Source organism: Amycolatopsis sp. NPDC051903, from assembly GCF_044452505.1.
In the GTDB taxonomy this organism is placed as follows: domain Bacteria; phylum Actinomycetota; class Actinomycetes; order Mycobacteriales; family Pseudonocardiaceae; genus Amycolatopsis.
In genome coordinates, this window is record NZ_JBITBT010000020.1 from 133,612 (window position 1) to 153,501 (window position 19,890).

A 19,890-nucleotide genomic window follows, 5' to 3' on the forward strand; every position below is an offset into this window, starting at 1 on the left:
TCCGGGCACGCCGAGCTCTTTGCGGAACAGCTCGTGGAAGCCTGCTTGAGCTCGCTACCCGGTCGGTGGTCGTGTCGCACTCGTCGGCTTTCGCGGTGCGCAACCTGACCGGGTGCCACCAGCAGAGCCACCGGCCGTTCGGGCCGGCGGGCGGGCTCGCCGCCCAGCCGGCCGAAGCGCGGCTCGACGGCGTGCCGGTGCCGGTGGCGGCCACAGTTCGCCCGCGGACCGCCCGGCCGAACTGGTGCTGCGCGACGAGCGGTCGACTGCGGAGGAGGCCCGCGACGTTTACAGGGTGGAGGTGGATCTGGACGCCCTGACGGTGATCCGGTCACCGCGCGGTGACCTCGAACCGTAGCCCGGATCACGGCCGGGGCCGCCGCTGAACGACACGAGCGCGGGGGTCGGCCGCGGTGCGTCCGTCGAGCCACGAGGCGGGGTCGAACGTGTTCGCGGAGGGCAGCTGGTCGGGGTCCCGGTGGAAGAACAGCGGGTAGCTGAAGAACGCCGTCTTTTCCGGGCCCCACGCGGTGGCGGTGCGGCTTTGGTGGGCCAGAGCCGCACGGATTCGAGCACGGCCGCGGGGAAGCTAGTGCGATTGGGTGAGGTCGCGGCCCGCCGGCTCGGCGTGGACTTCGGCGAGGCGGTCCGGATGCGTCGCAAGCAGCGCCTGGACCCGGAAGACGACGATCCCGGCCGCGTCGGAGGCGAACAGCCGGCGGGGCAGCTGTCCCACCGGGTCGGTGTCACCGCTGTCCGGTCGGGCCGCCGGGCTGGCGGCGAGGCTACCCGGCCGTGGCAGCGCCACCTGCTCGCGGACGCGATCGAGGAACCGCTGCCGCGTCTCGCGGCGCTGGGGCTGTGCCCGCACGCCCAGTTGGCATCCAGGCGCAGTTGTGCGAGCAGGTCGGTCAGCTCGGCCGTCGCGGCGCCGCGGCCGGCGCAGTTCGTCGACGGCCGGCCGGTCGGCTCGCAGCTCCTGCGCGATCCCCATCACCTATGGCCGGCGCTTGATCACGCCGGTCGCGAGCCTCGGCAGCACCACCGCGCCACCACGCGCACGGTGTCGGCCACGGACGCTCGTGCGGCGGGCTCGCGCGGCTTCGAGATCTCGGCGAGGGCCGGGTCTTGTCGCGTCACCGTGTCCGGGGCTTACCCATTGCGGGCCGCGCGTCCAACGTCGACGCACCGCAGTGCCGCCGGGATCCACCGCGCCCGCCGCTGGGCCGAATGGCCGGTTGCCGTGCTCCGCTCGGTCGAGAGTTCTTTTCGGGCCGCCAGGAAAAAGGCCACCTACTCGTCGGTGAAATAGCACGTTCATCCTCAGGAAAATGGCCTTGGTGACGAGAGGATCGACGTCGAAGGTTCTGCGCTCGCCCGGGACCGTGATCAAGCACATCTTGGCTCAGTGAAGCCGTGAACTGATCTTCGCGGCACCGTCGCGGACGTTTTCTTGATCGCGTGTTTTCGGGGTCGGGACAGCGGGTAGCTGAAATGAGTGACGCAGCCACATTCCTGTTCGCCTTGTTTTCGGGGGCGGCGTGCGGGTTGTGAGTGTGGAACTCGCTACCGCAACAGTCAGGAGGAGCGGTTATGAAGGCAGGAACGCGGATGGCGCTCGGCGTCGCGGCGGGATATTTGTTGGGGCGTACGAAGAAGGGGCGTCTGGCGTTGATGCTCGCGGCGGCCGGGGCCACCGGCAAGACCGGCGTGTCACCGGCGAAGCTCGTCCAAAGTGGCCTGAAGCAGCTGAGCTCGACCGCCGAGGTCGGGCAGCTGACGTCGCTGGCGCGGGATCAGCTGCTCACCGCGGCCAAGTCCGCGGCGGTGACGGCGGCGAGCGGGCGGATCGAGTCCCTGAGCGAACGTCTCCAGGACGGTGGCGGGCTCAAGCAGGCCGCGAAGTCCGGGGGGAAGGCCGCCGGGAAGGTCACCGGCGCGAAGACGGACGACGAAGCCGGCGAGGACGAAGAGACCGGCGAAGTCGAGGACGAAGCCGAGGTCGTGGACGAGGAGGAGCCGGAAGAAACCGGTTCCGCGAAGTCGCGACGGCGTGGGTCGAGCCGCCGGTCGGGTGAGGACGACGACGAGAGCGGCGAGCGTCCGCCACGCCGGCGTTCGGCGAGCCGGAGGTCCGCGTCGTCCGAGGACGACGACGAAGGCTCGGGCAGCACCCGCACAGCCACCCGCCGCTCGCCCGTGCGGCGGGCGAGGAGGTGAACCCAGTGGTCACGAAGACCCTGAAGAAGACCACGGACAAAGTGACGGACACGGCCGGCAAAGCGACCGGCGCGGCTACCGGTGCGGCTACCGGCGCGGTGTCGAAAGCGACCGGCGACACCAGCGTGCTGACCGATGCGCTGAAGGGGCTGGGCCAGGCGGCGATGAACCGCGCGACGACTTCGCTGACCAAGCGGATCTCGTCCACGGCCGGGCGCCTGACCGACTTCGCCGAAGGCGGTGGCGGGAGCCTGCTGGAAGCCGCCACCGGCGGCAAGCCCAGCGTCAAGGGCAAAGCGATGGTGGGCGCGGTCAAGGGCGGGCTGTCCGGGATCGCGCAGAAGGTCAAGGACGCGTTCACCGGCGGGGGCGGCGGTGGCCGGGGCGACAAGATCAAGCTCACCAACATCGTCGAGGAGATCGACATCGGCGCGCCCATCGACCTCGTGTACGACCAGTGGACCCGGTTCACCGAGTTCCCGTCGTTCATGAAGAAGGTCAAGAACGTCGAGCAGGTCAGCGACGAGACGACCGAGTGGAAGGCGCAGGTCTTCTGGTCGCACCGCAGCTGGGAGGCCACCATCCTCGAACAGGTGCCCTACGAGCGGATCGTGTGGCGCTCGAAGGCCCAGAAGGGCCACGTCGACGGCGCGGTGACCTTCCACGAGCTGACCCCGGACCTCACGAAGGTCGTGCTCGTGCTCGCGTACCACCCGCAGGGCCTGTTCGAGCGCACCGGCAACATCTGGCGCGCCCAGGGCCGCCGCGTGCGGCTGGAGCTCAAGCACTTCCGCCGGCACGTGATGACCGAGGCCCTGCTGAACCCCGACGACGTCGAGGGCTGGCACGGCGAGATCCACGACGGCCAGGTCGTCGAGCAGCAGGACGAGGACAGCGACCGCGAAGAAGGCGTCGGCACCGAGTCCGAACAGGACGAAGGCGACCGCGAAGCCGGTTCCGAAGAGGACGAGTACGGCGAGACCGACGAGGACGCCGAAGAGTCCGAAGAGGAGCCGGAGGAAACCGAAGACACCGACGAGTCCGAAGACACCGACGAAGCCGATGAGGACGCCGAAGACGAGCAGCCTCGCCGCCGGCGCGCCCGCGCGGGGGCCGGCAGAAGTCGTGGAGGGAACCGATGACGACAGCCGTACAGCCGTCCGGAGGGGGCGGGGGATTCGACCGGCCGAGCTCGAGCAGCCTCGCCGACGTGATCGACACGATCCTCGACAAGGGTCTCGTGATCGACGCGTACGTGCGGGTGTCCCTGGTGGGCATCGAGCTGCTCACCATCGACGCGCGGGTCGTCGTGGCCAGTGTGGACACCTACCTGCGGTTCGCCGAGGCCGTGAACCGGCTGGACATCTCCGACACCGAGCAGAAGGGGTTGCCCGACCTGCTCGAGGACGTGACCTCCGGTGGCGCCAAGGCGAAGACCAAGGGCGCGATCGAGGCGGCCGGCGACAAGCTGCGCGACATCCTCGGCGAGGACGAGGAAGAAGGCGAACCCGCGGGCCGGGGACGAAAGGGGCGGTGACGCGATGAGTACCGACACGAAGACCGGCACCGCCGTCTACGTCTACGGCATCGTGCCCTCCGACGTCGAGCTCGACGACGACGTGCAGGGCGTGGGCGACCCGCCCGCGGCCGTCACGACCGTGCGGAGCGGACCGATCGCGGCGCTGGTGAGCGAAATCCCCGAGGACGCGCCACTGGGCCGGCCCGAGGACCTCACCGCGCACGCCGGTCTGCTGGACGCGGCCGCCGCCGAACTGCCCGTGCTGCCCCTGCGCTTCGGCGCCGTGGTCACGGACGAGCAGGCGGTCGTCGAGGAGCTCCTCGACGCGAACCGCGACGACTTCACCGCCGCGCTCGACCAGCTCGAGGGCAAGGCGGAGTTCATCGTGAGGGCGCGCTACGACGAGCAGGCCATCCTGCGGGAGGTCCTGTCCGGCAGCGAGCAGCTGCAGCAACTGGCCGAGGCGATCCGGGGCAAGCCCGAGGACGCCACCCGCAACGAGCGGATGGCGCTGGGCGAGCAGATCACCCAGGCGATCGAGGCGAACCGCGCGGCCGACACCCAGCGCGTGGCCGACGCGCTCGCCGACGTGGCCGAAGGGATGGCCCCGCGGCAGCCGACCCACGAGGAGGAAGCCGTGCACCTGGCTGTCCTGGCCGAAACCGCGCGGCAGGAGGACCTGGAAGCCGCGCTGGACGAGCTTGCGAAGGAGTGGGAAGGCCGCGTCGAAGTCCGCCTGCTCGGACCCTTGGCGGCGTACGACTTCGTCGTCACCCGGACGCCGGAGTAAGGCGATGGGTCTGCTTTCGGGGATCGCCGGCCTGCCGCTCGCGCCGCTGCGCGGAGTGCTCGCCCTGGGCGAGCTGATCCGGCGCCGGGTCGACGAGGAGATGCACGACCCCGCGTCCGTGCGGCGCGAGCTGGAAGCCGTGGAACGGGCGCGGGCGGCCGGCGAGATCTCCGCCGGGGAAGAAGCCGAGCGGCAGCAACGGGTGCTGGATCGACTGACCCGGGCCCGGCCCGGGCCGTCCGACGAGAAGAGGAGGTGACGGCCGATGGCCACGTCGAAGGGCGAGAGCCGCACGTCGTCGACCCGCCCTCGTGCGAGGGACGCAGTGGTCGCCTCGACGGCGGCGGCCGCGGCGGTGCGGCAGCTGGACGAGCTGATCACGAGCGAGCCGGTGGGCGTCACGTCCGTCGAGCCGGTCGAGGACGGCTGGATCGTGGAGGTGGAGGTGATCGAAGAACACCGCATCCCGTCTTCGGCCGATCTGCTGGGGCTGTACGAGATCGAGCTGGACGGCGAGGGTGACCTCCTCGCGTTCCGCCGGACGAACCGGTACGCGCGCGGCAAGGCGGGTACCGGCAACGAGGGGAGCTGACATGGTTTCGGGGCAACCGGTCACCAGGTCCCAGGGTGGGCTGGGCGCCGCGGGCGGCCAGCCCGCGAACCTCGGTGACATCCTCGAACGCGTCCTGGACAAGGGACTCGTCATCGCCGGCGACATCCGGGTCAACCTGCTCGACATCGAGCTGCTGACCATCAAGCTGCGGCTCGTGATCGCGTCGCTGGAGACGGCGCGCGAGGTCGGCATCAATTGGTGGGAGAGCGACCCGTGGCTGACCGGCGACAACGGGCAGCTGCAGAACGAGAACCGGCGGCTGCGCGCGCGCATCGCCGAACTGGAGTCGGGGCGCGCACCGGAGGCCATCGAGGCCGGCGAGTCCGTCGAGTCCATCGAGTCCATCGAGGACGGTGGGGGCGACGATGACCGGGAATGATGCGACCGGTGTCTGGCTGTACGCCGTGACGCGTCCGGCCGGGCTCGCCGAGCCGGACGCGCCGCCGGGCGTGGCGGGGGAGCCGCCGCGGGTCGTCGAAGCGGGCGGGCTGGCCGCGGTCGTCGGCGACGTGCCGCTGACCTCGTTCGGCGAGGAAGCCTTGCACCGCAACCTCGAAGACCTCGACTGGCTCGCCGCAGTGGCCCGCGCGCACGACACGGTGATCGCGAACCTGGTGGACCGCGCGCCGGTGGTCCCGATCCGGCTCGCCACCGTTTACCACGACGACGCATCGGTGCGCGCGGTCCTCGAGCAGCGAGCCGCGGACTTCGAGCGGACGCTGCGGCACGTATCGGGCCGGGTCGAATGGGGCGTGAAGGCGTTCCTGGACACCGAACCGGAGCCGGCCGCCGCCGCATCGCCGGGCAAGGGCGCGGGTGCCGCGTACCTGGCCCGGCGGCGAAACGCGTTGGCCGCGCGGGAAAAACGAGAGCAGCGCGCGGCCGAGGAGGTGCGGCGCCTCCACACCGCGCTGGCCGAGCTGGCGGCCGACGCCTGCACGCACCCGCCGCAGAGCCGCGAGCTCGCAGGGGAGGCCGGGCCGATGGTGCTCAACGGCGCGTACCTCGTCGACGCCGGGCAGGCCGGCCGATTCGCCGAGGCGGTGGATTCGTGCGGCCGGGAAAGCGCCGCACTGTCGGTGCGCCTGACCGGTCCGTGGCCGCCGTATTCCTTTTCTTCGCTGGAGGGACCATGACTTTGCCGGCGCGTGCCGGGGAACGCAACGTCGCTTTGATCGACCTGCTCGACCGCGTATTGGCGGGTGGTGTCGTGGTGAGCGGGGAAATCACGTTGTCGATCGCCGACGTCGATCTCGTCCGGATTTCCCTGCGCACCCTGCTCACATCCATCTCCGCATTGCAGCCGCGCGATGGGTGACGAACGGGAGAACCGGATCAACGCCGACCCGGAGACGGCCGAGCGCAGCCTCGTGAGCCTGGTGCTGACGGTGGTCGAGCTGCTGCGCCAGCTCATGGAACGCCAGGCCCTGCGCCGCGTCGACCACGGCGACCTCGGCGACGACAAGGTCGAGGAGATCGGCCAGACGCTGATGTACCTCGATCTTCGCATGGACGAATTGTGTGAACATTTCGGCCTGGACCGGCGGGAGCTGAATCTTGATCTGGGCCCGCTGGGTCCGCTTCTTTCCGAGGAATAGGGTTTCGCCGGGGCATTTGCGGGTATTCGTGGGCATCGCTTCGAAAGGAACTCAGCGATGGCTGTCACCGGACTCATCAGCGCAATCGTCGTCGGATTGGTCATCGGCGTGCTCGGGCGTTTCGTGGCCCCGGGCAAGCAGAAGATCCCGATCTGGCTGACGATCGTCATCGGCATCATCGCGGCGTTCGCGGGCACCGCCATCGCGCGCGGCGCCGGCTACGCCGACACCTCGGGATTCGACTGGCTCGAACTGCTGACGCAGGTCGTGCTGGCCGCGCTCGGGGTCTCGCTCACCGCTGCCGCCTACGGGAAGAGGCGCAAGGTGTGGCGCTGACCCCTGCCCAGAGCCCAGCCCGGTCCAGCCCCTTCTGGACCGGGCTGGCGCCCGTCCGGCGCCGGCTCAGTCGCGCCGGCGTTCGCGCAACTCGCCGATGACCTGCTGACCCGTGTCCTCGGCGTCATCGATCCCTTCGGGTGGTTCGCCATCGCCGTGCCTCTCCTGTGTGGGATCGGGGTTCGGGGTGCTCCCGCTGTTCGTCCATAGCGGGCGGGTACCCGCCGCGGCTCCGGTTGATCCCCACGGCGCCGGCGGTAACGCGCGATCGTGGACCTGCCCACTGTGCGAGGCCGCGGCGCAGCACGGTGGCGTCGTCGATGAGCGGGCCGACGATCGCCGTGCCGAGCACGACGACGTCGGCCGCCGCGGGCAATGGTGTCGCTGCACGGCCCGGAGCCGGTGCGGTGTCCACCCACAACGAGAGTGCTTCGGGCAAGGCCGTCACGCCGCGGCGGCTCCGTGCAGAACCGGGTCAAACCTCCGGTTCTTGGCGCTGTGTCGCGAAGTTGTGGTGAGGTGGTGCACGTCCCGCAGTGCCACGACCGGCGAGGAGCGCTCCGCCACCGGGACCGCGTGCGCCGATCTGCCGGGGCAGCGACCGCCGCAGCCGACCGGATCCCCGCCACTCAAGCCGCCGGGCCGGGCCGGCCTCGGTGCGCGCAGGCCAGCGCGTAGGACCCGCTCGGCGGCGCCGAGCAGCGCGTCGCGCTCGCGCCACTCCAGCCAGCGGGCGGTGTCGTCCGCGACCCGGTCCAGGGCCGCGGTCTCCTGCGCCGTCGGGGTGTGACCGCTGAAGTGGTGGTGGGTCGAGAGCACGGCGAGGCACCGCCCGTCCTCCGGGGCGCGGACCGGCGTGCTCTGCACCGCGTGGATTCCGGACGCCAGCAAGGCTTCCTGGGTGGGGGTGTGGTTGAGGGCCGGGCTGTCGCCGACGTCCGGGACGACGACGCGGTGCAGCTGCCGGGCGGCGGAGGCGCAGGTGGTTTCCGGGCCGTCCCCGTGCGAGAGGTGGGTGAGGAACTCCTGGGGCAGACCGTGGTGGGCGACCAGCCGCAGCCTGGTGCGGAGGAGGGTCTGCGCGGCTCCCGCGTCGGCTTCGGCGACGAGAATGCTCGCGAGCAGCGCGTCGTCGAGCACGCGCCGGGGCGCGGGGAGACCCTGGTGGCGCAGGGGGAAGACGACGGGCGGCTGGCCGGGGCGCAGGGTGCCGGTGAGCCAGGGCCGCGCGGTCCCGGGCCGGGGCAGGTCGAGCAGCGCCCGGGCCAAGTCGGCCATCCGGACGTTGCTCTTCTGCGAGGCGGTGCGCAGCACGGCGTGGGCGACGTCGGTGTCGGCCAGCCGGTAGCGTTCGACGAGCATGCCGAGCGCCTGCGCGATCACGGGGCGGGTGGCGAGCTTGGCCTGCAGGTCCACGAGGCAGGGGTCGTCCTCGCGCGCCACGCGGGCGAAGGTCCGTGCGGCAGCGACGGTTTCGTGGACGTCGAGGACGTCGTCGACCCGCGCGATGCGCAACACCCGGCGCACGATCCCGCGGGCCGCGACGACACGCAGGCGGCTGCCTTCGCGAGCGAATTCGTCACCCGCGCGCAACAACATCCGGGCCGCGGCGCCGCTGAGGATCGTGACCGGCGTGAGGTCGACGATCACCTCACCGCCGGGCCGGCACACCTCGCGCAGCTCGGCCTCGACCGCGGCGATCGCGGCGCCGCAGAGGTCGCCGGTCGCCGTGACGACCGGCAGCCGGAGTTCCCGGTCCTCGTGCGGGGTGTCGCGGAACCGGATCAGCCGGCCCGCCGATGGGGTGCCATGGGGTCATCTCTCCCCGTCGGGTGGAGTTTCGTTCGTGACGCGATCGCGCGCCGTTCGCTGTGGGGGTGAAAAACCGTGAACTACCCGGAGTGCGGTGCGGTCAAACGGTTTCCCGGCGGTTTCCCCGGGTAGCCGGAGGGCGGGCGAATCGTGATCACCGGCGCGAGCGGGAACATCGGCGCCGCGCTGCTGCGGCAGCTGCCCGAGGACGGGGAGATCGGCGGCGGATCCCCGACCTGGCGGCCGAGCCGTACGCCGCCGCCTCGTGGCTGCAGCCGGACCTCGGTGAACCCGGTTCCGGCGAAGCGCCGGCGCGCGCGTTCGACGACGTGGCCTGGGCCTTGAGGCTGATCCTCGAACAGCGTGCCACCGGCCCGTCCACCCTGGCGGCACCGGACGTGCTCGACGGCGGCGCTCTCGACCGGTTGTCCGGCGGACTGCGTTGGCACGATCGGGAGACCGCTCGGGCCGTTCGCCGCGCACGTCGCGTGGACGGCCGGGCTCCAGCCCTGCCGGGGTGGCTGTGACTTTCCGATCGGGTGGCGCTCCTGGACACCACCCGCGCCGAGGTGGACCCGGGCTGGCGGCCGTGGCACACCACCGAGGCGACGCTCGCGGAGCACGCGGCCGGTGCGTCGCCGCCGCTGGTTCGCGCCGACACCGACTTTCGGTCATGGCAGCGGGGAATCACGCGCCTGCGGCCGACGCACCAGTCGCAAGCGTGAAGACTGCCCCTGCGGCGCAGTGGTGGGTGCACGGAGTCCGGCGTGCCAGCTGGGCGATAGGTCCACTGTGGACTTGTGGTAGCGGATTCGCCGCGCTGCCGCGGATCCCCTGCCTGCCTACACTGGTCCGCGTGGAGTCCAGGACCGGCGAGACCCGCACCGAGCAACTCGGCCGGAACGTGAACGAGCTCCTGCAGGAGCTGCGCGTGGCCCAGGCCGGGGTGCAGATCCTGTTCGGGTTCCTGCTGACGGTGGTGTTCACCGCGCAGTTCCGCGCCGCGAGCGGGTTCGAGAAGGCGTTGCACCTCAGCGCCGTCCTGCTGGCGGTGTCCGCGACCGCGTTGCTGGCCGCGCCCGCGGTGCGGCACCGGGTGCTGTTCCGCGCCGGTGCGCGGGAGGACATCGTCGCGATGGGCAACCGCGTGGTGGTGGCCGGCCTGGTGTGCCTGGCGCTCGCGATCACGACGACGGTCGCGTTGATCGCGAAGGTCGTGTACGGCTCGGTGGGCATGGCGATCGTGGCCGGGGCGGTGCTGGTGCTGTTCGCGATCCTGTGGGCGGTGGTGCCGCGGCTGGTGCGGTGGCGCGGCTGACGCCGGTGGGGAGATCAAGCGCCCGGATCAGCGCGTGGTGCAGGCGATGAACGCGTAGGGTGGCCGCATGGGGGAGCTCGCGGACGCGTTCGAAGCGGTCGTCGCGAAGTGGTCGGCGCCGGCCTCGGTCAGCGGCGTACCGACTCCGCTGGGCGAGACCCGCGTGATCGGGTGCGGCGACGGCGATCCCATCGTGCTCCTCCCCGGCGGCGGCGCCACGGCGGCCTCGTGGTTCGGCGTCGCCGGCCGCCTGCCGGGGCGGGTGTACGCGGTGGATCTGCCCACCCACCCGCGGAACCTCGACGACCTGATGTCCTGGGTGGACGCCGTCCTCGTCGGCCTGGAGCTCGACCGGATCACGCTGTGCGCGCACTCCTACGGCGCGTGGATCGCGCTCAACTACGCCCTGCGTCACCCGGCCGTCGTGTCCCGGCTGGCGCTGCTCGATCCGACGGACTGCTTCACCGGCCTGAGCCCGCGGTACCGCCTCCGCGCCGTCCCGCTGGTGCTCCGCCCGTCGGGCCCGCGCCAGGAAAGCTTCCTCCGCTGGGAAACCGCCGGCCGCCCCCTCGACCCCGACTGGCTGCGGCTCGTCCGCGCCGTCGCCGACCTGCCGCCCCCGCACATCGTCTTCCCCCGCCGCCCGAACCTCCTGGGGCTCACCGTCCCGACCCTCGTGCTCATCGCCGCCCACAGCAAAGCCCACGACCCGCGCCGCGTCGCCGAGCGCGCCACGCACCAGCCCACGATCACCGCGGACCTCCTCGACAACGCGACCCACCACAGCATCCCGGTGCACGAACCGGATGTCCTGGCGGCACGGCTGACCCGGTGGCTCGTCAGCCAGGGTTGAACGCCACCGGTGGGAGGATTTTCAACCCGGACCTCCCCGCGGGTTCCGGCGGCTACTGTGGGCGCTTGTGTGCCGGGAGGGACGATGACCACTGACGACTTGCCGCGCCTCGACGTGAAGATCGAGGTCCTGGTGCTCCCCGTCTCCGACGTGGAGCGGGCGAAGGAGTTCTACGGGCGGCTCGGGTGGCGGCTGGACGCGACGCCGCCCGGGATCGTGCAGTTCACGCCGCACGGATCGGCGTGTTCGGTCCAGTTCGGGGAGGCGCTGACGGACGCGGCGCCCGGATCGGGCAAGGGGTACCTGGTCGTCGCGGACATCGTGGCGGCGCGGGACGCGCTGGTGGCCGCGGGGGTCGAGGTGGGGGAGATCTTCCACGGCGGGCCGGGCGGGCGGGAGCCGGGGCTCGACCCGGATCACGGCACATACCGGTCGCGCGCGACGTTCGCCGACCCGGACGGCAACCAGTGGCTGCTGCAGGAGATCACCAGCCGCCTGCCGGGGCGGGTGGACGCGAGCGAAGCGGCGTTCTCGTCGGTCAGTGACCTCGGCGCGGCCCTGCGCCGCGCGGAGGCCGCGCACGGTGAACACGAGAAGCGCACCGGCGAGCGCGACGCGAACTGGCCCGACTGGTACGCCGAATACCTGATCGCCGAACGGGCCGGGACGGAACTGCCGACCTGACACCGGGGCGGAGGAGATCATGACGGACGGGGCACTCGCGGGCCAGACCGTGGTCCTGATCGGCGGCAGCGCCGGCATCGGACTGGAAACGGCGCGGCTCGCGCTGGCGGAAGGCGCGAAGGTCGTCCTGACGGGACGCAATGAAGAACGCCTCGAGAAGTCTGTGGCCGAGATCGGCGCGCAGGGGAGCGCGGCGTTCGACGCGAACGACCCGGCCGCGGTGGCGAAGTTCTTCGAGGACCTGCCGAGCCCGATCGACCACATCCTCATCACCGCCGGCGGCCCCGCCTACGGCGCGATGCTCGACATGACCGCCGCCGAGATCAGCGAAGCGCTCAGCGGCCACATCGTCGTCGCACTGGAGGTCGCGCGCCACGCCGCGCCGAAGATGCGGCCCGGCGGCGCGCTCGTGCTCATGGGCGGCACCGGCGGCCGCAAGATCAGCCGCGCCCTCGGCATCGCGTCCGCCGCGACGGCCGCGCTGCCGCCCTTCGCCGCGGCGCTGGCCCTCGAACTCGCGCCGATCCGCGTCAACCTGATCGCCGCCGGGTTCGTCGACACGCCCCTGTCGGCCTCCCTCCTCGGCGACGACCTCGACGCCCGCCGCACCGAACTGAGCGAACGCCTCCCGATCGGCCGCGTGGTGGGCCCCGGCGACGTCGCCGCGCTCGCCGTGCACCTCATGACCAACACCGCCCTGACCGGCGCCACCTACGACATCGACGGCGGGCAGCAGTTCGTCTTCTGACCCCGCCGCCCGAGAGCGATCGGGCTCGTGGTCCTTCGCGTTGTCTGTCCACTTGCGACTACGCGGTGAGCACCTCGAGCGATGTCGGCGGGAGTGGTGAAGAGGTGGGGTGAGAGCCGGAGCTTGCCTTCGCGCCGGACGGCGTCGATGCCGGCTTCGGTGAGGCGGCGGTGGAGCGTGGCCGAGCCGGTAGTGGTGCCGGTGAGGACGACGAGCGCGGAGCGCGCCGGGTCGCCGGCCGGGCTGACGAGTCGGTGGCGGCAGGGGTCGAGTCCGGCGAGTAGACGCCGAGCCGCTGGTCGTGCTCGGCGGTGGCGGCCGGGCCGGTGTCGAGGAACAGCTGCAGCGCGGCGAGCCGAGGGAGGAAGTTCGCAGGGCAGAACACGTCGAACGCGCGCACGCCGAGGTCGTCGCGGAAGGTCGGGCGCGTATGTGCACCAGGCTGCGCTCGCCTTGGTGCGCGAGCCGGTAGGCCTGCTGCGGTTCGAGGCGGTGCCGCCACGTGAACCCCGTGTCGGACGGGCCGCAGAGCCACGTGCAACCGCAACACGCGACCGCGTCGACCGGGGCGACGTCGAGGTACCGGGCGCCGAGGGCCTGGGAAGCGTTGACCACCAAGGGGATCCCGGCCCGGCGGGTGACCGCGCCCAGGGCGTTGAGGTCGAGGGCGCGGCCGGTGAAGGAGTCCACCCACGTCAGCGCGACGAGCCGGGCGCGCGGGCCGATCGCGTTGGCGGTCAGGTCTCGCCGGCCGGGCGCAGCGCGGTCGTCCGGACGCCTCAGCGGGCGAGGCGCTGCCAGGCCAGCACGGTGGCGGGGCGGTCACCGGCGAGGACGAGGATGTCGTCGCCCTCGGTCCAGCCGAGGCCGTTGACGATGAGGTGCCGGCCGTGGGAGGTGCTGTTGCCCAGGACGAACCTCTGCGGGTCCGCGCCGATCGGCCGGGCGAGGGCCGTGCGCAGGCGCTCGGGGAGCGCGGTGAAACCGTCGTCGTAAAGGCGGTGCGGAGCGGCTTTGAGCGCGGCGGCGGGCCGGACGGGGCAGCGGGCCCTGGTGCGCGGTGTCGAGCCAATCCCGTCCGTCGAACGGCCGAACTGCGCGGCCGCGGTGGCCACCGGTGAGTCCGGGGCATCCATCACCGCAGTGTCCGCCCGGCTGCAGTGAGCCGCAGCCTGGTCAGCCGAGCCACGAGGCGAGGCGCTCGTCGTAGTCCGGACAGGGGCGCAGGCCGCGGCCGGCGGCCGGGGCCAGGTGGCCGAGCGTGACGAAGCGGGCGGTGATCGCGGCGGGCAGGGTGCCGGCGAGGTGCGGGCGGCGCTGGGTCCAGTCCACGCAGTTGCGGGCGAACACCCGGCGCGGGCTCAGCTCCGTGACGTCGAGGCCCAGGTCCCGCAGGAGCGCCTCGCCGGTGGGCGTGAGGGCGTGGTCGCGGTCGTCGAGCGGGCGCAGGGCGCCGGCGGCCAGCAGGCGATCGCGCAGTTCGACCCCGCGGCGGCCGGCGAGGTGGTCGTAGCAGGTGCGGGCTTCGGTCAGCGTCCGGGCGGCGCGGTGGGCGTGCAGCGAACGGACCGGCGCCGCCGGCGCCAGCCGCGCGAGTGCTTCGACGACGGCGGCCACGTGCGGCCCGGCCAGTTCGTGGTAGCGGTGCCGGCCCTGGGCGCGGACCACCACCAGGCCGCCGTCGACGAGGCGGTGCAGGTGGTCGGTCGCGGTGGCCGGGCGGACGCCCGCACGGGCGGCGAGCTCGCCCGCAGGCAGGGCGTGGCCCTCGGCGAGCGCGGCGAGGATGCGGATGCGCGTCGGGTCGCCGATCAGGGCCGCGACGGGCGCGAGGTCGCGGTCGGGAACCGGGTCGGTCATGGGGCCAGCGTGGCACGGGCACGGTTTGGTCCCCGCCGAACCGTCGCGCTCCTACCGTCGGCGGCACCGATCCGGAAGGAACATGATGACCACGGACATCGAGCACATCTTCACCGCGTGGGACGACGCGCTGGGGGCGAAGGACGTCGACGCGGCGATGGCGCTGTACGCCGAGGACGCGACGCTGGAGAGCCCGCTCGTCTGCCACCTGCTGGGCACGGACGAGGGCGTGCTCCGCGGCCGCGAGAACCTGCGGGAGTTCGTCGAGAAGGTGTTCGCGCACCAGCCCGCGAAACGGCGGCGCTACCGCACGGGCTACCTCACCGACGGTTCACGCCTGCACTGGGAGTACCCGCGGGCCGCGCCCGACGGGGAGCAGCTGGACCTCGTCGAGGTGATGGAAGTGCGCGACGGGGTGATCGCGCACCACCGGGTGTACTGGGGGTGGGTCGGGGTGGGGATGCTCGCTCGTGGCGAGCACTCCCGCTAGCCGGTGCCGATCGGCGCGGGTGGCTCGGCCGGTTTCCGGCCGGTGCCGCGCCGGACGGCGCAGGTCGTGGCTCGATCAGCCGGGTGCGCCGGAGGTGGCCGGCGGACGGTGCTCAGCCGGGTGATCAGCGGGTGGTGATCCTCGGGGTCGCTCGGAGCCGGTGGTGATCAGCGGGTGGTGATCAACCGGGTGCGCTGCGGTGCTGATCAGGTGGTGATCAGTCGGTTTCCGGCTGTTGCCACTCGCGTCCCGCGCGCTGCGCGGCGGCGCGGATCTCGTTGGCCGCCCGGCGCCGCTTCTCGCCGGTCGGGTGGCCGAAGTGGGTCCGGCGCGGGGCGGGGACGGGGACCGTCTCGGTGTCCCGGGGTGTCTGCTCCTTCATTGCAGCCTCCGTTCTTTTGACAGGACAACGATTCCTGATCCCCGCCGTCGCGGCAAGGACATTCATCGGCGCTTCACTCGGACGGTGTGGACCACTACGAGCACGAACCCCGCGAGGAACCCGGCGAAGACGAATCCGCCGCGGGCGGCAAAAACGCCGGTCAGGAGGGTGAGCACCGCCGTGACGTCGGCCAACACGAGCACCGCGAACCAGCTGATGCGCCCCGCCGCGGCCCCTACTGCGAACGCGCGCGCGGTGAAAGACTGGGGTCGCAGGTCGGCTTCGATGTCCAGCAGGGCACGGCGGTCTCGTTCGTCCAGCAAGGAACCTCCTCACGCGTCGGCCGTTGGTGAACGGCTACCCGGGTGCGCGCCGGTTACCCGTTTGCCGGCCGGGCGGGCGCGGGTACGCCCGGAACACGACGATCGGGAGGTGATCGGCATGGCCGTGGACGAAGACCTGTGGACGGAGTTCCACCGGGTGGTGAACATGACGTCGCGCGAACTCGCCGACTGGCTGCGCACCCGCGAAGCGGGCACCGACGACGAGCCCCTGCCGGACCGGGCGGGCCCGCGGAAGGGACACCACGTCCTGGCGATCCTCGGCAAGCGCAAGTCCGATGTGGACTCCGACGACGAGGCCGTGATGCGGGCCGTGGTGGACCGCGTGCACGCCGAACGCCGCGACGACCTCGAACCGGTGGCCGGCGAGGCCCATTGGCGCCGCCGCCTGATGTCGCTCGGCCACGACCCGCTGAAACCCGTGCGCTGAGGGGCACGCGGCGGTGGCGGGGGCGGCGGTCCCGCCACCACCGCGAGGTTTCAGTCCACCGGCGGCGGCGCGGGTTCGTCGTCGTCGGCGGAGAGCTCCGGGTCGCGCCAGTCTTCGGCGCGGGTGGGGCCGTTGCCCTTCAGCAGGCCCTGCAGCTCGGACTTCAGCTCGTCGTCCTCGCGGGGCGAGTGCTGGTCGCTCTCGCGCAGCATGAACACCTCCAGCCTGGTCGGGACGGGCTCTCGGCTGCGGTTACCCCGTGGCCGGCCGGGAAAACCCCGTCGCCGAGTCCGGGCTAGGGCGTCCGCTCGGGGCCGGACTCGGATCGGCGGTGGTGGCATTCGGTGCACACCATCGTCTGGCCGAGCAGCGCTCCGTCGCCGCCGACGAGCCGGGCGACGTGCAGGCTCGGCTGCCCGCACTTCTCGCACGGGATCGGCTGGTTCTCCCGGCTGATCATCATCCGGTTCGACACGAGGGCCTCCTCCGGGTCGGGGTGGTCCGGACCGCGTACCCGCCGGTTCGCGCGACACTCCCGGCCGCCCTCGATGCCACTCGAACGGAGCAACCTCCGGTTCGGAGGTCCGGGGCAAGACTCGGAGCCGGCGCGTCCCCCGGCGTTCTCACGCGGGCTCCGGGCGGTTTCCCCTCGAGTCCTCGGGACCGCCGGTGCCGTGCGGTGCGGTGCCGCTCAGTCGTCGCCGGGCCATTCGCCACTGGCCTTCTCGTAGCCGACGGCGCCGGCGCGTTCGGCGGCGGCCTTCACCGCGCCGAAGATCGCGCCCTGCACCGCGGCGGCGATGAGGATCTCCTGCCACGTGCGGTGCTTGTCGGTGGCGTTGGGCGCGTCGCCCTCCCCGGCGATCTTCTGCCACACGAGCTTGAACACCTGCCCGGCGACGAGACCGCCGAGCGCGCTGACGGCGAAGTTCAACGGTTTGTACAGCGTCTTCTTCATGCCCGGCGGGTACCCGCACGGGATCGCGCGCGAACCTGCGGGCGGTGGCGCACCACAGAGCGAGCACCGCCGCGGCGGCGTAGGCTCAGTTCATCGCGGTTCAGCCAGCAGCCGCCTGCCGTCGTCTCTCCCGGATGCGTCCGGGAGGCCGGAGACGGAGCAGGCCGGAACTGCGGGCTGCCGCCTCTGACGACGCGTCGAAGGAGGCGCGCCATGACCCAACCCTTTTCCAGCACGTCGTTCGTCCACTTCGCGCGGTCGCCGAGCGTGCTGGTGACCACCACGGCCGAAGCGAGCATGGTGACCGTCCGCGGTGACGTCGACCTCACCATCACCGGCCGGCTCGAGGCACAGCTGGCGGAGGAGCTCGAGCTCGCACCCGCCGCGCTGATCGTGGACCTGCGCGAGGTCACGTTCTGCTCGTCCGACGGCTTGAGCACGCTCGTCGGCGCGCAGGAGGCGGCACGCGCGGCCGGCGTGCCGTACGCGATCGTCACGGCGCAGCACGCCGTGCTGCGCCCGGTCCGGTTGCTGGGCCTCGACCGGGTCCTGCCGATCCACCGCACGCTGCGCGAGGCTCAGGAGTGGCTCAGCGTCGTCAACCGCCTGCGCTGAGTTCGGCGCCGGTCAGTTCCCGCAGCAGCGCGGCGAGACCGCCGGGCGATCCGGGGGCGGGAACGTCGAAGCGGTCAGCGGTGTCCACACCGGACCGGGCGCCACGCGGATCCCCCGGTCGGCCGGCACCTGGGCCACCGAGTACATCCACGCGTGGATCGCGCCCTCGGTGGCCGGGTAGCCGATCAGGGATTTGGTGCCACGCAAGCCGTTGACGGATCCGGTGCACCGCAGCGTTGTTCACGAGCGGGTGGGCGCTGTGCGCGGTCAGGGTTGTTGCCCTCTGTGGTTATCCGGGCGCCCGCCGTCCCAGAGCCGGAGACCGACGGTCCGGCCGGCATGTTTGGCAGCCCGGTGGACCGGGTTATCAGCAATGGTGCCCCGAGCGCCGGGAAAGGGGAGGCGGAGTGATCGCGGAGAGGCTGCACGCGGTCCTGGGCCGGTTCGGCCGGTTCCGGCTGCTCGCCGTCTCGGGCACGCTGGGCGCGACGTCGCGACCGGACTTGCGTGATTCGCTCCTGAAGGCGGCCGTCGACGCTCCCGACGGCCTGATCGCCGACATCTCGGCGCTCGACATCCCCGACCCGGTCCAGATCGGCGTGTTCTCCCTCATCGCGCGGCGGATCGAGGAATGGCCCGCGGTACCGTTCGCACTCGTGTCCGAACGGACGGAGCACCGGGAACTGCTGCGGGAGCGCTCCGTCGACCGGTTCGCTTGCGTCGCTCCGGATGCCGGCGCGGCGGCCGAACGGATGGCGCGCCCGCAGCGGCAGCGGCTGCGGTGCGAGATCGAGCGGTCACCGAACGCGGGGCGCGAGGCGCGGGCGTTCGTGCGCACCACGTGCGCGGCGTGGGGCACGCCGGAGTTCGCCGACGACGCGGCTCTCGTCGCCAGCGAACTGGTGGAGAACGCGGTCCAGCACACCGGTTGTGAGCCGACGCTCCAGCTCGACCTGAGCCGTGGGCGCTGCACCGTCGCGGTCGGCGACGACAACCCGGCGCCCGCGCTCCTGCGGGAGAGCGTCCGTCCGGCGGGGCCCGGGCTGGGACTGCGGATGGTGGCGCAGCTGGCCCGCGCGTGGGGCAGCAGCCCGGCGTGGCGGGGCGGCAAGGTCGTGTGGGCGAAGCTGAGCGCCCGGTCCGGGTGAGCCCTACCTCGGCGGGATCGGGTGGTGCTCGCGGATCAGCTCGCCGCCGCGTGCGTAGTCGTCGTCGGCGTTGTGCGTGAGCACCCCGACGGCCTCGCCGCCGCGTTCATACCAGACGGTGAACCCGCCGTCGCGCGACACCGGGCAGGCGTGGTCGAAGCCGTCACCCCAGGCCGCGTACTTGAGCACGTGGTCGCCGATCTCCGACCAGAAGCCGGGAACCACGTCCCAGGACGCGGGCACGCCCGCCGCGGACCGGCCGGCAACCTCACCCATGGCGAGGCCCTCGCCCCAGTGCTCGACGGCGAGCGCGCGCCCGGCCGAAGGGTTGTGGGTGAAGGCGACGTCGCCCGCCGCGTAGACGCCGGGGCGGCTGGTGCGCAGGTGCTGATCGGTGCGGACGCGGCCGTGCTCGACCGCCAGGCCGGCCTTCTCGGCGAGCTCGACGCGCGGGCGGATGCCGGTCGCGAGCAGCACGAGGTCGGTGTCGAGCGCCGGGACGAGTCCGGTGTGGACGCGGTGGCCTTCGGTGACGGACTCGAGCCGGGTTTCGCGAAGCACGCTGACGCCCTCGGCCTTGAGCCAGTGCAGGATCAGCTCGCCGGCGTCGCGGCCGAGCCGTTGCTCCTGCGGCACGGAACCGGGGCACAGCACGGTGACCTGCACTCCCAGCCGGGCCAGTGAAACCGCGGCTTCGCAGCCGATGAACCCCGCGCCCACCACCACGGCACTGCGTGCGGACCCGGCCGCCGACCGCAGTTCCCGCGAGCTGGTCAGGGAACGCAGGCAGCGGACGTCCGGGTGCTCGGCGCCCGGAACGGGTGGGCGCACCGGCTCGGCGCCCGTCGCGAGCACGCACCGGGTGAAGGGGTGCACGGCGCCGGACTCGGTCCGGACTTCGTGCTCGCCGAGTTCGGCGACCGGGTCGTCCAGAACGAGTTCGACGTCGTCGCCGGGACCGTCGAGCGCGATGTCGGCTTCCCCGGATTCGCCGCGGAGGAAGTCCTTCGACAGAGGGGGCCGCGCATACGGTGGGTTCGGGTCCGCGGAGAGCAGCCGCACCCGGCCCTTCCCGCCGGCTTCGCGATAGGCCCGCGCCGCCGAGACGCCGGCCGGGCCGCTGCCGATCACCACCAGGGATTCGTCCGTCATGCCCTCCGGCTACCCGGCTGCCG

At 72.4% G+C, this 19,890-nt stretch carries 30 protein-coding genes and 3 pseudogenes; 21 read left to right on the forward strand and 12 right to left on the reverse strand.

Translation table 11 applies throughout. The features are described 5' to 3' along the window. Positions 1-598: 598 nt before the first annotated feature. The 12 genes from ACIA77_RS32575 to ACIA77_RS32630 all read left to right on the forward strand — a co-directional run bounded on the left by ACIA77_RS32575 (position 599) and on the right by ACIA77_RS32630 (position 7,076). The gene (locus ACIA77_RS32575) at positions 599-1,312 is read left to right on the forward strand and encodes a hypothetical protein (RefSeq protein WP_395889860.1); all 714 of its coding nucleotides are present in this window, start codon (positions 599-601) and stop codon (positions 1,310-1,312) included. 281 nt (positions 1,313-1,593) lie between these two features. Then, entirely contained in the window at positions 1,594-2,220 is a 627-nt protein-coding gene (locus ACIA77_RS32580) for a hypothetical protein (protein WP_395889861.1), read from the forward strand. Then, positions 2,217-3,362: an SRPBCC family protein gene (locus ACIA77_RS32585; protein ID WP_395889862.1), complete on the forward strand. Its 1,146-nt coding sequence runs from the start codon at positions 2,217-2,219 to the stop codon at positions 3,360-3,362. The genes ACIA77_RS32580 and ACIA77_RS32585 overlap by 4 nt, the downstream gene beginning before the upstream one ends. Continuing rightward, the gene (gene gvpJ, locus ACIA77_RS32590; RefSeq protein ID WP_395889863.1) at positions 3,359-3,757 is read left to right on the forward strand and encodes a gas vesicle protein GvpJ; all 399 of its coding nucleotides are present in this window, start codon (positions 3,359-3,361) and stop codon (positions 3,755-3,757) included. The genes ACIA77_RS32585 and gvpJ overlap by 4 nt, the downstream gene beginning before the upstream one ends. Positions 3,758-3,761: 4 nt before the next feature. Further along, complete coding sequence (locus ACIA77_RS32595) at positions 3,762-4,529, forward strand: GvpL/GvpF family gas vesicle protein (protein WP_395889864.1); 768 nt, start codon at positions 3,762-3,764, stop codon at positions 4,527-4,529. A 4-nt stretch (positions 4,530-4,533) separates the two neighbouring features. Beyond that, positions 4,534-4,788, forward strand: coding sequence for a gas vesicle protein GvpG (locus ACIA77_RS32600; RefSeq protein WP_395889865.1), 255 nt, complete (start codon positions 4,534-4,536; stop codon positions 4,786-4,788). A 6-nt stretch (positions 4,789-4,794) separates the two neighbouring features. Then, positions 4,795-5,121, forward strand: a complete 327-nt coding sequence (gene gvpO, locus ACIA77_RS32605) for a gas vesicle protein GvpO (RefSeq protein ID WP_395889866.1) — start codon at positions 4,795-4,797, stop codon at positions 5,119-5,121. 1 nt (position 5,122) lies between these two features. Beyond that, positions 5,123-5,521 (forward strand): gas vesicle protein, encoded by a 399-nt coding sequence (locus ACIA77_RS32610; RefSeq protein ID WP_395889867.1) that lies wholly within the window; start codon positions 5,123-5,125, stop codon positions 5,519-5,521. Next, positions 5,508-6,278, forward strand: a complete 771-nt coding sequence (locus ACIA77_RS32615) for a GvpL/GvpF family gas vesicle protein (RefSeq protein WP_395889868.1) — start codon at positions 5,508-5,510, stop codon at positions 6,276-6,278. The genes ACIA77_RS32610 and ACIA77_RS32615 overlap by 14 nt, the downstream gene beginning before the upstream one ends. After that, positions 6,275-6,460, forward strand: coding sequence for a gas vesicle protein (locus ACIA77_RS32620; RefSeq protein WP_395889869.1), 186 nt, complete (start codon positions 6,275-6,277; stop codon positions 6,458-6,460). The genes ACIA77_RS32615 and ACIA77_RS32620 overlap by 4 nt, the downstream gene beginning before the upstream one ends. Then, on the forward strand, positions 6,453-6,740 hold the full coding sequence (locus ACIA77_RS32625; protein WP_395889870.1) for a gas vesicle protein K: 288 nt from the start codon (positions 6,453-6,455) through the stop codon (positions 6,738-6,740). The genes ACIA77_RS32620 and ACIA77_RS32625 overlap by 8 nt, the downstream gene beginning before the upstream one ends. 57 nt (positions 6,741-6,797) lie before the next feature. Continuing rightward, on the forward strand, positions 6,798-7,076 hold the full coding sequence (locus tag ACIA77_RS32630; RefSeq protein WP_395889871.1) for a GlsB/YeaQ/YmgE family stress response membrane protein: 279 nt from the start codon (positions 6,798-6,800) through the stop codon (positions 7,074-7,076). 444 nt (positions 7,077-7,520) lie between these two features. On the opposite strand, the gene ACIA77_RS32635 is transcribed toward ACIA77_RS32630, so the two are convergent. Both ACIA77_RS32635 and ACIA77_RS32640 read right to left on the reverse strand, forming a co-directional pair. Next, on the reverse strand, positions 7,521-8,594 hold the full coding sequence (locus tag ACIA77_RS32635; protein WP_395889872.1) for an ANTAR domain-containing protein: 1,074 nt from the start codon (positions 8,592-8,594) through the stop codon (positions 7,521-7,523). Next, positions 8,595-8,864, reverse strand: a pseudogene (locus ACIA77_RS32640) (STAS domain-containing protein); the annotation flags it as partial. 563 nt (positions 8,865-9,427) lie between these two features. On the opposite strand from ACIA77_RS32640, the gene ACIA77_RS32645 reads away from it, so the two are divergent. From ACIA77_RS32645 to ACIA77_RS32665, 5 genes are all read left to right on the forward strand, one after another. Next, the gene (locus ACIA77_RS32645; protein WP_395889873.1) at positions 9,428-9,613 is read left to right on the forward strand and encodes a hypothetical protein; all 186 of its coding nucleotides are present in this window, start codon (positions 9,428-9,430) and stop codon (positions 9,611-9,613) included. Between the two features lie 131 nt (positions 9,614-9,744). Beyond that, positions 9,745-10,206 carry a DUF6328 family protein gene (locus ACIA77_RS32650; RefSeq protein ID WP_395889874.1) on the forward strand — a complete coding sequence of 154 codons (462 nt, stop codon included), beginning with the start codon at positions 9,745-9,747 and terminating at the stop codon, positions 10,204-10,206. 67 nt (positions 10,207-10,273) lie between these two features. After that, positions 10,274-11,059 carry an alpha/beta fold hydrolase gene (locus ACIA77_RS32655; protein WP_395889875.1) on the forward strand — a complete coding sequence of 262 codons (786 nt, stop codon included), beginning with the start codon at positions 10,274-10,276 and terminating at the stop codon, positions 11,057-11,059. Between the two features lie 84 nt (positions 11,060-11,143). Next, the gene (locus ACIA77_RS32660; protein WP_395889876.1) at positions 11,144-11,743 is read left to right on the forward strand and encodes a VOC family protein; all 600 of its coding nucleotides are present in this window, start codon (positions 11,144-11,146) and stop codon (positions 11,741-11,743) included. Positions 11,744-11,762: 19 nt separating this feature from the next. Further along, on the forward strand, positions 11,763-12,491 hold the full coding sequence (locus tag ACIA77_RS32665) for an SDR family NAD(P)-dependent oxidoreductase (RefSeq protein ID WP_395889877.1): 729 nt from the start codon (positions 11,763-11,765) through the stop codon (positions 12,489-12,491). Between the two features lie 513 nt (positions 12,492-13,004). Here ACIA77_RS32665 and ACIA77_RS32670 read toward each other — a convergent pair. From ACIA77_RS32670 to ACIA77_RS32680, 3 genes and pseudogenes are all read right to left on the reverse strand, one after another. Beyond that, positions 13,005-13,292: pseudogene (locus ACIA77_RS32670) on the reverse strand (aminotransferase class V-fold PLP-dependent enzyme); the annotation flags it as partial. After that, entirely contained in the window at positions 13,271-13,627 is a 357-nt protein-coding gene (locus ACIA77_RS32675) for a hypothetical protein (protein ID WP_395889878.1), read from the reverse strand. The pseudogene ACIA77_RS32670 and the gene ACIA77_RS32675, both read right to left, overlap by 22 nt. Before the next feature lie 40 nt (positions 13,628-13,667). After that, positions 13,668-14,351: an ArsR/SmtB family transcription factor gene (locus ACIA77_RS32680; protein ID WP_395889879.1), complete on the reverse strand. Its 684-nt coding sequence runs from the start codon at positions 14,349-14,351 to the stop codon at positions 13,668-13,670. 85 nt (positions 14,352-14,436) lie between these two features. Here ACIA77_RS32680 and ACIA77_RS32685 point away from each other — a divergent pair, with 85 nt between their 5' ends. Next, a complete protein-coding gene (locus ACIA77_RS32685; protein ID WP_395889881.1) occupies positions 14,437-14,841 on the forward strand; it encodes a nuclear transport factor 2 family protein in 405 nt (134 codons plus the stop codon). Between the two features lie 217 nt (positions 14,842-15,058). Here the strand turns inward: ACIA77_RS32685 and ACIA77_RS32690 are convergent, their stop codons facing one another. Both ACIA77_RS32690 and ACIA77_RS32695 read right to left on the reverse strand, forming a co-directional pair. Then, the gene (locus ACIA77_RS32690; RefSeq protein ID WP_395889882.1) at positions 15,059-15,223 is read right to left on the reverse strand and encodes a hypothetical protein; all 165 of its coding nucleotides are present in this window, start codon (positions 15,221-15,223) and stop codon (positions 15,059-15,061) included. 62 nt (positions 15,224-15,285) lie between these two features. Continuing rightward, complete coding sequence (locus ACIA77_RS32695; RefSeq protein WP_395889883.1) at positions 15,286-15,546, reverse strand: DUF3040 domain-containing protein; 261 nt, start codon at positions 15,544-15,546, stop codon at positions 15,286-15,288. Positions 15,547-15,664: 118 nt separating this feature from the next. Between ACIA77_RS32695 and ACIA77_RS32700 the strand changes: the two genes are divergently transcribed. Further along, positions 15,665-15,994 (forward strand): DUF3140 domain-containing protein, encoded by a 330-nt coding sequence (locus ACIA77_RS32700; RefSeq protein ID WP_395889885.1) that lies wholly within the window; start codon positions 15,665-15,667, stop codon positions 15,992-15,994. Positions 15,995-16,044: 50 nt separating this feature from the next. Here the strand turns inward: ACIA77_RS32700 and ACIA77_RS32705 are convergent, their stop codons facing one another. The 3 genes from ACIA77_RS32705 to ACIA77_RS32715 form a co-directional block, all read right to left on the reverse strand. After that, complete coding sequence (locus ACIA77_RS32705; protein WP_395889886.1) at positions 16,045-16,206, reverse strand: hypothetical protein; 162 nt, start codon at positions 16,204-16,206, stop codon at positions 16,045-16,047. An 83-nt stretch (positions 16,207-16,289) separates the two neighbouring features. Continuing rightward, on the reverse strand, positions 16,290-16,469 hold the full coding sequence (locus ACIA77_RS32710) for a hypothetical protein (RefSeq protein ID WP_395889887.1): 180 nt from the start codon (positions 16,467-16,469) through the stop codon (positions 16,290-16,292). Between the two features lie 216 nt (positions 16,470-16,685). After that, a complete protein-coding gene (locus tag ACIA77_RS32715; RefSeq protein WP_395889888.1) occupies positions 16,686-16,952 on the reverse strand; it encodes a DUF4235 domain-containing protein in 267 nt (88 codons plus the stop codon). Between the two features lie 213 nt (positions 16,953-17,165). Here ACIA77_RS32715 and ACIA77_RS32720 point away from each other — a divergent pair, with 213 nt between their 5' ends. After that, positions 17,166-17,567: an STAS domain-containing protein gene (locus ACIA77_RS32720; RefSeq protein WP_395889890.1), complete on the forward strand. Its 402-nt coding sequence runs from the start codon at positions 17,166-17,168 to the stop codon at positions 17,565-17,567. 54 nt (positions 17,568-17,621) lie between these two features. On the opposite strand, the pseudogene ACIA77_RS32725 reads toward ACIA77_RS32720, so the two are convergent. Continuing rightward, positions 17,622-17,792, reverse strand: a pseudogene (locus tag ACIA77_RS32725) (NAD(P)-dependent oxidoreductase); the annotation flags it as partial. A 182-nt stretch (positions 17,793-17,974) separates the two neighbouring features. On the opposite strand from ACIA77_RS32725, the gene ACIA77_RS32730 reads away from it, so the two are divergent. Further along, entirely contained in the window at positions 17,975-18,715 is a 741-nt protein-coding gene (locus ACIA77_RS32730; RefSeq protein ID WP_395889891.1) for an ATP-binding protein, read from the forward strand. Between the two features lie 3 nt (positions 18,716-18,718). On the opposite strand, the gene ACIA77_RS32735 is transcribed toward ACIA77_RS32730, so the two are convergent. After that, positions 18,719-19,867: an NAD(P)/FAD-dependent oxidoreductase gene (locus ACIA77_RS32735; RefSeq protein ID WP_395889893.1), complete on the reverse strand. Its 1,149-nt coding sequence runs from the start codon at positions 19,865-19,867 to the stop codon at positions 18,719-18,721. Between the last annotated feature and the right edge of the window lie 23 nt (positions 19,868-19,890).

Excerpts from the sequence above, each read along its gene's own strand:
- ACIA77_RS32600 (WP_395889865.1), top strand. The coding sequence starts at position 4,534 with ATGGGTCTGCTTTCGGGGATCGCCGGCCTGCCGCTCGCGCCGCTGCGC.
- gvpO (WP_395889866.1), top strand. The coding sequence starts at position 4,795 with ATGGCCACGTCGAAGGGCGAGAGCCGCACGTCGTCGACCCGCCCTCGT.
- ACIA77_RS32660 (WP_395889876.1), top strand. The coding sequence starts at position 11,144 with ATGACCACTGACGACTTGCCGCGCCTCGACGTGAAGATCGAGGTCCTG.
- ACIA77_RS32620 (WP_395889869.1), top strand. The coding sequence starts at position 6,275 with ATGACTTTGCCGGCGCGTGCCGGGGAACGCAACGTCGCTTTGATCGAC.
- ACIA77_RS32595 (WP_395889864.1), top strand. The coding sequence starts at position 3,762 with ATGAGTACCGACACGAAGACCGGCACCGCCGTCTACGTCTACGGCATC.
- ACIA77_RS32615 (WP_395889868.1), top strand. The coding sequence starts at position 5,508 with ATGACCGGGAATGATGCGACCGGTGTCTGGCTGTACGCCGTGACGCGT.
- ACIA77_RS32610 (WP_395889867.1), top strand. The coding sequence starts at position 5,123 with ATGGTTTCGGGGCAACCGGTCACCAGGTCCCAGGGTGGGCTGGGCGCC.
- ACIA77_RS32630 (WP_395889871.1), top strand. The coding sequence starts at position 6,798 with ATGGCTGTCACCGGACTCATCAGCGCAATCGTCGTCGGATTGGTCATC.
- ACIA77_RS32735 (WP_395889893.1), bottom strand. The coding sequence starts at position 19,867 with ATGACGGACGAATCCCTGGTGGTGATCGGCAGCGGCCCGGCCGGCGTC.
- ACIA77_RS32685 (WP_395889881.1), top strand. The coding sequence starts at position 14,437 with ATGACCACGGACATCGAGCACATCTTCACCGCGTGGGACGACGCGCTG.
- ACIA77_RS32675 (WP_395889878.1), bottom strand. The coding sequence starts at position 13,627 with ATGGATGCCCCGGACTCACCGGTGGCCACCGCGGCCGCGCAGTTCGGC.
- ACIA77_RS32705 (WP_395889886.1), bottom strand. The coding sequence starts at position 16,206 with ATGCTGCGCGAGAGCGACCAGCACTCGCCCCGCGAGGACGACGAGCTG.
- ACIA77_RS32680 (WP_395889879.1), bottom strand. The coding sequence starts at position 14,351 with ATGACCGACCCGGTTCCCGACCGCGACCTCGCGCCCGTCGCGGCCCTG.
- ACIA77_RS32720 (WP_395889890.1), top strand. The coding sequence starts at position 17,166 with ATGACCCAACCCTTTTCCAGCACGTCGTTCGTCCACTTCGCGCGGTCG.
- gvpJ (WP_395889863.1), top strand. The coding sequence starts at position 3,359 with ATGACGACAGCCGTACAGCCGTCCGGAGGGGGCGGGGGATTCGACCGG.
- ACIA77_RS32655 (WP_395889875.1), top strand. The coding sequence starts at position 10,274 with ATGGGGGAGCTCGCGGACGCGTTCGAAGCGGTCGTCGCGAAGTGGTCG.
- ACIA77_RS32700 (WP_395889885.1), top strand. The coding sequence starts at position 15,665 with ATGGCCGTGGACGAAGACCTGTGGACGGAGTTCCACCGGGTGGTGAAC.
- ACIA77_RS32580 (WP_395889861.1), top strand. The coding sequence starts at position 1,594 with ATGAAGGCAGGAACGCGGATGGCGCTCGGCGTCGCGGCGGGATATTTG.
- ACIA77_RS32625 (WP_395889870.1), top strand. The coding sequence starts at position 6,453 with ATGGGTGACGAACGGGAGAACCGGATCAACGCCGACCCGGAGACGGCC.
- ACIA77_RS32690 (WP_395889882.1), bottom strand. The coding sequence starts at position 15,223 with ATGAAGGAGCAGACACCCCGGGACACCGAGACGGTCCCCGTCCCCGCC.
- ACIA77_RS32665 (WP_395889877.1), top strand. The coding sequence starts at position 11,763 with ATGACGGACGGGGCACTCGCGGGCCAGACCGTGGTCCTGATCGGCGGC.
- ACIA77_RS32715 (WP_395889888.1), bottom strand. The coding sequence starts at position 16,952 with ATGAAGAAGACGCTGTACAAACCGTTGAACTTCGCCGTCAGCGCGCTC.